General features: G+C 73.2%; 5 protein-coding genes and 2 pseudogenes. 1 reads left to right on the top strand and 6 read right to left on the bottom strand.

All coding sequences use genetic code 11. The features are described 5' to 3' along the window. From RH94_RS44065 to RH94_RS20820, 5 genes and pseudogenes are all read right to left on the bottom strand, one after another. Nucleotides 1-223, bottom strand: a pseudogene (locus RH94_RS44065) (hypothetical protein); the annotation flags it as partial. After that, nucleotides 224-1,327, bottom strand: a complete 1,104-nt coding sequence (locus tag RH94_RS20835; RefSeq protein WP_073949032.1) for a MoxR family ATPase — start codon at nt 1,325-1,327, stop codon at nt 224-226. After that, the gene (locus tag RH94_RS20830) at nt 1,324-2,874 is read right to left on the bottom strand and encodes a VMAP-C domain-containing protein (protein WP_073949031.1); all 1,551 of its coding nucleotides are present in this window, start codon (nt 2,872-2,874) and stop codon (nt 1,324-1,326) included. Before RH94_RS20830 ends, RH94_RS20835 begins: the two co-directional genes overlap by 4 nt. A 156-nt stretch (nt 2,875-3,030) precedes the next feature. Further along, nucleotides 3,031-5,619 carry a polynucleotide kinase-phosphatase gene (locus tag RH94_RS20825; protein ID WP_073949030.1) on the bottom strand — a complete coding sequence of 863 codons (2,589 nt, stop codon included), beginning with the start codon at nt 5,617-5,619 and terminating at the stop codon, nt 3,031-3,033. Next, nucleotides 5,616-7,118: a 3' terminal RNA ribose 2'-O-methyltransferase Hen1 gene (locus tag RH94_RS20820; protein ID WP_073949029.1), complete on the bottom strand. Its 1,503-nt coding sequence runs from the start codon at nt 7,116-7,118 to the stop codon at nt 5,616-5,618. Before RH94_RS20820 ends, RH94_RS20825 begins: the two co-directional genes overlap by 4 nt. 242 nt (nt 7,119-7,360) lie before the next feature. Here RH94_RS20820 and RH94_RS20815 point away from each other — a divergent pair, with 242 nt between their 5' ends. Next, complete coding sequence (locus RH94_RS20815; protein WP_234425916.1) at nt 7,361-7,858, top strand: NUDIX hydrolase; 498 nt, start codon at nt 7,361-7,363, stop codon at nt 7,856-7,858. A 29-nt stretch (nt 7,859-7,887) separates the two neighbouring features. Here the strand turns inward: RH94_RS20815 and RH94_RS44060 are convergent. Then, a pseudogene (locus RH94_RS44060) lies at nt 7,888-8,095 on the bottom strand (LLM class F420-dependent oxidoreductase); the annotation flags it as partial.

Genomic DNA, 8,095 nt, shown 5'->3' with positions numbered 1-8,095 from the left:
CCAGCCAGACCGCGTCGGCGACGTCCTGCCAGTGCGGCCCGGACCCCTCCCCCGAGAACGGCTGCGCGCCGGTGTACCGGTCCGGGTCCGACGCGGCGGAGAGCACGGCGCCAGGCCCGCTCGCGGGCGCGGCGGACTCGGGGAACGCCGAAGACGGCGACGCCCCCGGTACGGGGTCCCCGTCGCCGAGTCCGGATGCGCGCTCCCGGGGGAAGCCGGTCATTCAGTGGCCCTTCGCGAGGTCGCGGAGGAGCATTGCCATGAGCGTACGCCCGTCACCGTCGACCTGAAAACCACCCGCGGTAGCCATATGGTATGCGTTGAGCAACTGGTCCAGGGAGTGCGTGCCGCCGGCCTGGACCTGCTGGACGTACAGGTCCACGATCTCCTCCGCCCGGGGCGAGCGGAGCTCCAGGTGCCGGTGGACGATGGCCAGCAGCTGCTCCCGGGAGGGCGGACGCATCTCCAGGGGGAGGCAGCGCCGGCGGAAGGCGGCGGGGAACTCGCGCTCGCCGTTGCTGGTGATCACCACGACCGGGAACTCCGCGCACTCGACGCGCCCGCCGCGCACGAGGGCGAGGCGGGCGGGGTCGCTCGTGTGGACGTAGGCCTCCTCGGCGGCGTCGCGCACCAGCTCCGGGACGTCATAACTTCCGTTCTCCAGCACGTGCAGCAGGTCGTTCGGCAGGTCGATGTCGCTCTTGTCGAGTTCGTCGACGAGAAGCACACGGGGACGATCGTAGGGCAGCAGAGCGGTGCCCAGAGGTCCGAGCGTGATGAAGTCCCCCACCTGCGGCGGAAGTTGACGCCGCGTTGCGGACTGCGCGCTGCCCGCGGCGGCCTCGGTGGCACCGGCGTCCCCGCCCGGCTCCCGCCGTACGGGGTCCGCCGGGTGGTGCGCCCCGGCCCGCCAGGCGTTGATGGCCTGGGCGCGCCCCATCGCGTCGTGGTCGTACAGGCCGTCGCGCAGGGTCGTACGGCTGACGATGTTCCACTCCAGGACCCGCCCCAGCCCGAGTTCCCGGGACAGCAGATAGGCGAGGGTCGACTTCCCGATGCCGGGCGGTCCGGTGACCAGCAGGGGCCTGCGCAGCAGCAGCGCCGCGTTGACGACGTCGATCTCGTCCGGGCCGAGCTGCGCGGTGGTGTCGTCCCGGCCCAGGCGGCGCAGTGCGGCCTCGGGGTCGTCCGGGGGCGCCGCCTCGGGCGGCCCGCCGCGGAACCGGCGCCAGGGGGGTGCCTGCGGCAGCCGGGGCGGGGTCTCGGGTGCCTTGCCGGTCGCCTGGAACACACGCCAGTGCGGGCCGGCCTGCTCGTTCGCGCTCATGCCGGTGCCTCCTCGCCGGCGAGATCGCCGGGATCCGTCTGAATGTCGACGACTCGGGTGGGGTCGTCCCAGAAGAAGCCGATGTGCCGGCCCAGCAGAAGATGCCGGCTCCTGGTGTTGAGCACGGCCTGTCTGCGCAGCCGGTGGATCGCCGTCGGGATCCGGGCGGGCACGGGCACCGACGCGAACACCGCGGTCACCACTTCGCGCCTCTCCTCGGCGAAGACGCCCCTGCGGTCCCAGACCGCGAGCCCGATCCCCTCGGCGATGGCCGCCTTGAGCGCCGCCAGGGCGGACTCGTCGGCCGGGGCGTCCAGTATCACCGCCGTGTGCATGGATTCCCCGGCGAGCGCGGTCTGCCACGCGTCGATCCGCCGGCCGTCCGGTTCGCTCCAGCCGTGCACCGTGACGCCGTGTCTGCGCAGGGTTCGCCAGCGTTCCCGCCACTGGTGCCGGACCAGCGCGTCGTCCGTGCGCATCCGCTCCAGGCTTCTGAGGTGCACCCCGTACTTCAGCCCGAGCGGCAGCGGCCCGCTGTCGCCGATGCGGAACATCAATCCGGCCACATCGTGGTTGAGGAGGTCGTACGGAAGGACGAACTCGACGTACGGCGGCTGCTGTACCCCGGTCCTGTCCGTGTCGTACTCGCCCGGCTGGTCCGCCCAGAGCCGGGCGCCCTGCCGTAACACGCGTTCGACGGCCTGTCCGAGGCCGTCCGGAGTGGTGGTGGCCGGCTCGCCGGGCTGCGGGTTCCAGTGGCCGGGCGTGGTGTTGAGCCACGGGCGGACGACGACCTCGCCGGTGCCGTCCCGGGCCGGTTCGACGACCACGAGGAGGCAGCGCGGGACGTCGGGGTCGCTCGCCGCGACGACGCGCTCCCTGCGGCGCGCCACCTCGGCCGTGTGCCCGGCCCGCGCGGCCCAGCCGTCGACCCATCCGGTCAGGGCCGAGCGGTGGCCGGCCGTCACGGCGAGCCGGGCCGCCCGCTCCAGCAGGAGCACCGCGGGCGGCAGGCCGTCGTCCTGCGCGGTCCGCTCCAGCAGGTAGGTGAACAGCTGGTCGGGCGAGAGCCCGGTGGGCAGGTCGAGGCCGTTGAGGTCCGCGACCAGCTCGTCGCGCAGCCGGACGGGAGGCAGGGCGCCACGGGCGAGGGCGGAGCGGGCGCTCCGCTCGTCCTCCCGGGACAGCGGGCCCGGCAAAACCCCGGGCGCCGGGACGGAGGTCACGGAGGCGATCAGACGTTCGAGTTCCTTGGCCGCGGCGGCGCCTTCGAGGAGATGGACCACGCCGACGAGTACGTGTTCCCCGAGCCCCACGCTCAGTGCCGCGTGGACCAGGGCCGCCACGTCCTCGCGCAGCCGCACACCGCGCAGGTCGACCTGCCGGTGCAACTGGCCGCCCAGCACGACGGCGAACTGCTGCCGCGCCGGCGCGTCCTCCACGCAGGCCATCTCGCACAGCGCGTCGGTCAGCCGTAACAGCAGCTCAAGACCTCGCGCCTGCCCGGGATCGCCCTCGGGCCCGCCGAACTCCGCGCCTGTCTTCACCGACTTTCCCCCTGAGTCGGTACTCCTGCCTGAACGACCAGCGAAGTTAGCACGGCGACCAACGGTTCACCAGGGACGAGCGGGACCGGACTGACGACGTCCGGCCAGGTTGACCCCCAACGGGTGAACCTGGCCGGAATCAGCCGCCGTGACGCCTCACAGCCGGGGGTCCACCGGCTCCGACTCCAGCGCCAGGACGCCGAACACCGCCTCGTGCACCCGCCACAGCGGTTCGCCGTCGGCCAGGCGGGCCAGGGCCTCCAGGCCGAGGGCGTACTCGCGGACCGCCAGGGAGCGCTTGTGGTTGAGGAAGCGCTGCCGCAGGCGGGCGAGGTTGTCCGGGCGGGTGTACTCGGGGCCGTAGATGATCCGCAGGTACTCGCGGCCGCGGCACTTGACGCCGGGCTGCACCAGGCGGCCCTGCTCGGTGCGCACCAGCGCGTCCAGCGGCTTGACGACCATGCCCTCACCGCCGCGCCCGGTCATCTCCAGCCACCAGTCGACGCCCGCCCGCACCGACTCCGGGTCGGCGGTGTCGACGTACAGGCGGCGGGTGGTCTGCAGCAGACCGGTGCCGTCGTGCTCGACGAGGCGGTCGATCAGCGCCAGTTGCCCGTCGTGCGGCAGACCGGCGAGGCTGCGGCCCTGGACCGCCAGGATCTGGAACGGCGCCAGGCGGACGCCGTCCAGGCCGTCGGTGGTCCAGCAGTAGCGGCGGTAGGCGGCCGTGAACGCGGCGGCGTCGGCGGCCCTCCCGCGCTGGCGGGCGAGCAGGCCGGTGACGTCGACGCCCCGGGCCGCGGCGCCCTCCAGCGCGGCCAGCGCGCCCGGCAGCACCGCGCCGGAGGCCGCGCCGACCGCCGCGTACTGGGTGCGCAGCAGCCCGGAGGCCTTCAGCGACCAGGGCATCAACTCGGCGTCGAGCAGCAGCCAGTCCGTGTCCAGCTCCGCCCACAGGCCGGCGGCGGTGGCCGCCGTGCGCAGACGGTCCAGGATCTCCTCCGTGACGGCCGGGTCGTCGAAGAAGGGGCGGCCGGTGCGGGTGTAGAGCGATCCCGTGGGCCCTCCCCCACCCGAGACTTCGCTCGAGCGGGAGGTGCCCCCGACGCCGAACCGCTTGCGCGCGGCCTCCGCGTCCCGGCAGACCAGGGCCACCGCCCGCGAGCCCATGTGCTTCTCCTCGCACACGACCCGCGCGACCCCGTCCTCCCGGTACTGGGCGAAGGCCTCCTCCGGGTGCTCCAGGTAGCCCTCGACCTTCGAGGTCGCCGTCGGCGCCATGGTGGGCGGCAGGTACGGCAGCAGCCGCGGGTCGACGGCGAAACGGCTCATGACCTCCAGGGCCGCCGCCGCGTTCTCCTCGCGGACGGAGACCCGGCCGGCCTCACGGGTCTCGACGGCCCGGCGGCCGTGCACGTCGCCGAGGTCCAACGGGCGCCCGTCGTGTCCGCCGGGCGCCTCGGTGCGCAGCGGCTTCGCCGGCTCGTACCAGACCCGCTCGGCCGGTACGTCGACCAGCTCCCGCTCCGGCCAGCGCAGCGCGGTCAGCCTGCCGCCGAAGACCACGCCGGTGTCCAGGCAGATGGTGTTGTTCAGCCAGGTGGCCTCCGGGACCGGGGTGTGGCCGTAGACCACGGCCGCCCGGCCCCGGTAGTCCTCCGCCCACGGATAGCGCACCGGCAGGCCGAACTCGTCCGTCTCCCCGGTGGTGTCGCCGTAGAGCGCGTGCGAGCGCACCCGGCCCGAGGTGCGGCCGTGGTACTTCTCCGGCAGACCGGCGTGGCTGACGACCAGCCGGCCGCCGTCGAGGACGTAGTGGCTGACGAGCCCGTCGATGAACTCCCGTACCTCCTGCCGGAACTCCTCGCTCTCGCCCTCCATCTGCGCGATGGTCTCCGCCAGGCCGTGCGTGTGCCGGACGTTCCGGCCCTTGAGGTGACGCCCGTACTTGTTCTCGTGGTTGCCCGGCACGCACAGCGCGTTCCCGGACTTCACCATGGACATCACCCGGCGCAGCACACCCGGGGTGTCGGGGCCGCGGTCGACCAGGTCGCCGACGAAGACCGCCGTACGGCCCTCGGGGTGCACACCGTCGGTGTAGCCCAACTTGCCGAGCAAGGACTCCAGTTCGGTGGAGCAGCCGTGGATGTCGCCGATGATGTCGAACGGGCCGGTGAGGTGGGTGAGGTCGTTGAACCGCTTCTCGGTGACGACCGAGGCGTTCTCGATCTCCTCCACACCCCGCAGGACGTGCACCTTGCGGAAGCCCTCGCGCTCCAGGTGCCGCAGGGAGCGGCGCAGTTCGCGGGTGTGCCGGCGGATCACCCGGCGCGGCATGTCGGCCCGGTCGGTGCGGGCCGCGTTGCGCTCGGCGCACACCTCCTCCGGCACGTCCAGCACGATGGCGATGGGCAGCACGTCGTGCTTCTTCGCCAGGTCGATCAACTGGCGGCGGGCGTCCTGCTGCACGCTGGTGGCGTCGACGACGGTGCGGCGGCCGGCCGCCAGGCGCTTGCCGGCGATGTAGTGGAGCACGTCGAAGGCGTCGCGGGTGGCGCTCTGGTCGTTCTCGTCGTCCGAGACGAGGCCGCGGCAGAAGTCGGAGGAGAGGACCTCGGTGGGCTTGAAGTGGCGGCGGGCGAAGGTGGACTTGCCCGAGCCGGAGGCGCCGACGAGGACGACGAGGGAGAGGTCGGTCACGGGCAGGACGCGTCCTGTGCTGGTGGGGGCCTGCGTCTCGGTCATGCCGCTCTCTCCTCCTTCTCGTTGGCGTTGTTGGCGTTGTTGGCGTTGTTGTCCGTGGTGGCCCTGAGGGTGAACACGGCCATCTGGGTGGGTGGTCCGACCTCGGGGTCGTCGGGGCCGACGGGGCGGAACCCGACGTCGTAGCCGTGGCGTTCGGCCACGGTGCGCGCCCACTGGCCGAACTGGGCGCGGGTCCACTCGAAGCGGTGGTCGCGGTGCCGGACGTGTCCGGCGGGGAGGGTCTCCCAGCGGACGTTGTACTCGACGTTCGGGGTGGTCACGAGGACCGTGCGGGGGCGGGCCGCGCCGAACACCGCGTACTCCAGGGCGGGCAGCCGGGGCAGGTCCAGGTGCTCGATCACCTCGCTGAGCACGGCGGCGTCGTAGCCCTTCAGCAGCTTGTCGGTGTAGACGAGCGAGCCCTGCCGGAGCGTGACGCGGGCGGCCTGCCGCTCCCCCATCCGGTCCAGCCTCAGCCGTCGGGCGGCGATGGTGAGGGCCCGTACGGACACGTCGACGCCGACGATCTCGGTGAAGCGCGCGTCCTTCAGCAGTTCCTGCACCAACTGGCCCTGTCCGCAGCCGAGGTCGAGCACCCGGGCGGCACCGGACTCCCGCAGGGCCGTGACGATCGCGTCCCGGCGCCGCACGGCGAGCGGTGCCGGCTTCTCCTCGGTCTCGGTCTCGGCCGCCACGGCGTTGTCGAGTTCGTCGACCTCGCTGTCGTCGGCCTCGGCCAGCCGGACCAGCTCCAGGCGCTCCATCGCCTGCCGGGTCAGCGACCAGCGGCGCGCGAGGTAGCGGCTGGTGATCAGCTTCTGCTCGGGGTGCTCGGGCAGCCAGCCCTCGCCGGCCCGCAGCAGCTTGTCGACCTCCTCGGCGGAGACCCAGTAGTGCTTGGCGTCGTCGAGGACGGGGAGCAGGACGTAGAGGTGGCGCAGGGCCTCGGCGAGGGTCACCGCCTCGGACTCCAGCACGAGCCGCACGTACCGCGAGTCGCCCCACTCGGGGAACTCCTCGTCCAGCGCGACCGGTTCGGCGGTGACCGCCCAGCCGAGCGGTTCGAACAGGCGCCGTACGAGACCGGGGCCGCCGCGGGCGGGGAGGGCCGGTACCTCGATGCGCAACGGGCGCTTCTCTCCCGGGAGTTCGGGCCGGGCACGGCACACCCCGCGCAGGGCGCTGGAGAACACGTTGCTCAACGCGACGGCGAGCAGTGAGGAGGCCGCGTAGGGGCGGTCGTTGACGTACTGCGCGAGTGCCGCGTCGGGAGCGCCGCCGCGCCCCTTGCCCCTGCCCCGCCTGACCAGGGCCACCGGGTCGACCTCCAGCAGCAGCGCCGCCGTGCAGCGCTGCTCGTCCGCCTCGGGGTAGAGGACGTGCGCGGTGCCGTGGGAGGTGGAGAACGCCTGCGCCTTGTCCGGGTGCTTGTGCAGCAGGAAGCCGAGCTCGGTGGCCGGGCGCCGGCCGGTGCCGGTGGTGGTGATGGTCAGGAACATGCGGAGAGCCTCTCCGGCTGGGTGGACGACTGCGGTGCCGTGTACGCCAAAGCCCCCGAGGACGGTGCTCCTGGGGGCCGGGCAGGACGACGCCCCCACCTTCGCACAGGGGGCCGGACCGGTGCCTTCCAATATTCGCAGGCCACTTCCGCAGGGCGGGAGCATCGTTGTCAGGAGGAAGCAGAAACAGCCGGACGTCCGGGAGGCGATGAGTGGTGGAGTGGATGCCCCGCGAGGAGTGGGTGAGGACGCAGCCGCAGGCGCTCCTCGCCGCGTGCGTGATGGTGCTGGACGGCGAGGGCCGTCTGCTGCTCCTGCGGTACGGCCCCGGTCAGCCGAGCGTCGGCCAGTGGTGGCTGCCCGGCGGGATGCTCGACCACGGCGAGGACCCCTGGGCGGCGGCCCGGCGGGAGATGCGCGAGGAGACGGGCATCGAACTCGGGCCGCTGCCGGTGCTGATCGGCGTGGACCATCGCGTGGACGTCCTCGGCACCGGCCCGGTCCTCGACTGCATCTTCCACGGCGGCACGCTCCCCGGCGGCACGCGCAGGGCCGTACGGCTGAGCCCCGAGCACGACCGGTACGGCTGGTTCGCCCTCGACGAGCTGCCCGGTCTGTCGCTCGCCGCTCGCCTGCCGACGCTCACCGCGCTGCACGGGGCGGCGGTGAACGGCACGGTGGTGTGCCTGCGGGAGGGCGTCCCGTGGTGCGGACCCACGGCACCGGGAGGGCGGCCGTGAGACGTCCCGGTGCCGTGGGGCGTCCGCGGCTACGACAGTTGCGACTGGACCTGGGACGAGATGAGTTCCAGGTGGTCGAGGTCGGAGAGGTCGAGGATCTGCAGGTAGATCCGGCTGGAGCCGGTCTCGGCGTAGCGGCCGATCCTGTCGACGGCCTCGGCCGGGGAGCCCGCCAGGCCGTTGGCCTTCAGTTCGTCGACCTCGCGGCCGATCGCGGCGGCGCGGCGGGCGACCTCC

The organism is Streptomyces kebangsaanensis (assembly GCF_001906585.1).
In the GTDB taxonomy this organism is placed as follows: domain Bacteria; phylum Actinomycetota; class Actinomycetes; order Streptomycetales; family Streptomycetaceae; genus Streptomyces; species Streptomyces kebangsaanensis.
The sequence above is the reverse complement of the archived record's forward strand: the minus strand, read 5'-3'. Positions and strand labels throughout refer to the sequence as shown.

What these genes read in the sequence shown, in the direction of transcription:
- RH94_RS20835 (WP_073949032.1), bottom strand. Translation starts at nt 1,327, where the DNA reads ATGAGCGCGAACGAGCAGGCCGGCCCGCACTGGCGTGTGTTCCAGGCG.
- RH94_RS20825 (WP_073949030.1), bottom strand. Translation starts at nt 5,619, where the DNA reads ATGACCGAGACGCAGGCCCCCACCAGCACAGGACGCGTCCTGCCCGTG.
- RH94_RS20820 (WP_073949029.1), bottom strand. Translation starts at nt 7,118, where the DNA reads ATGTTCCTGACCATCACCACCACCGGCACCGGCCGGCGCCCGGCCACC.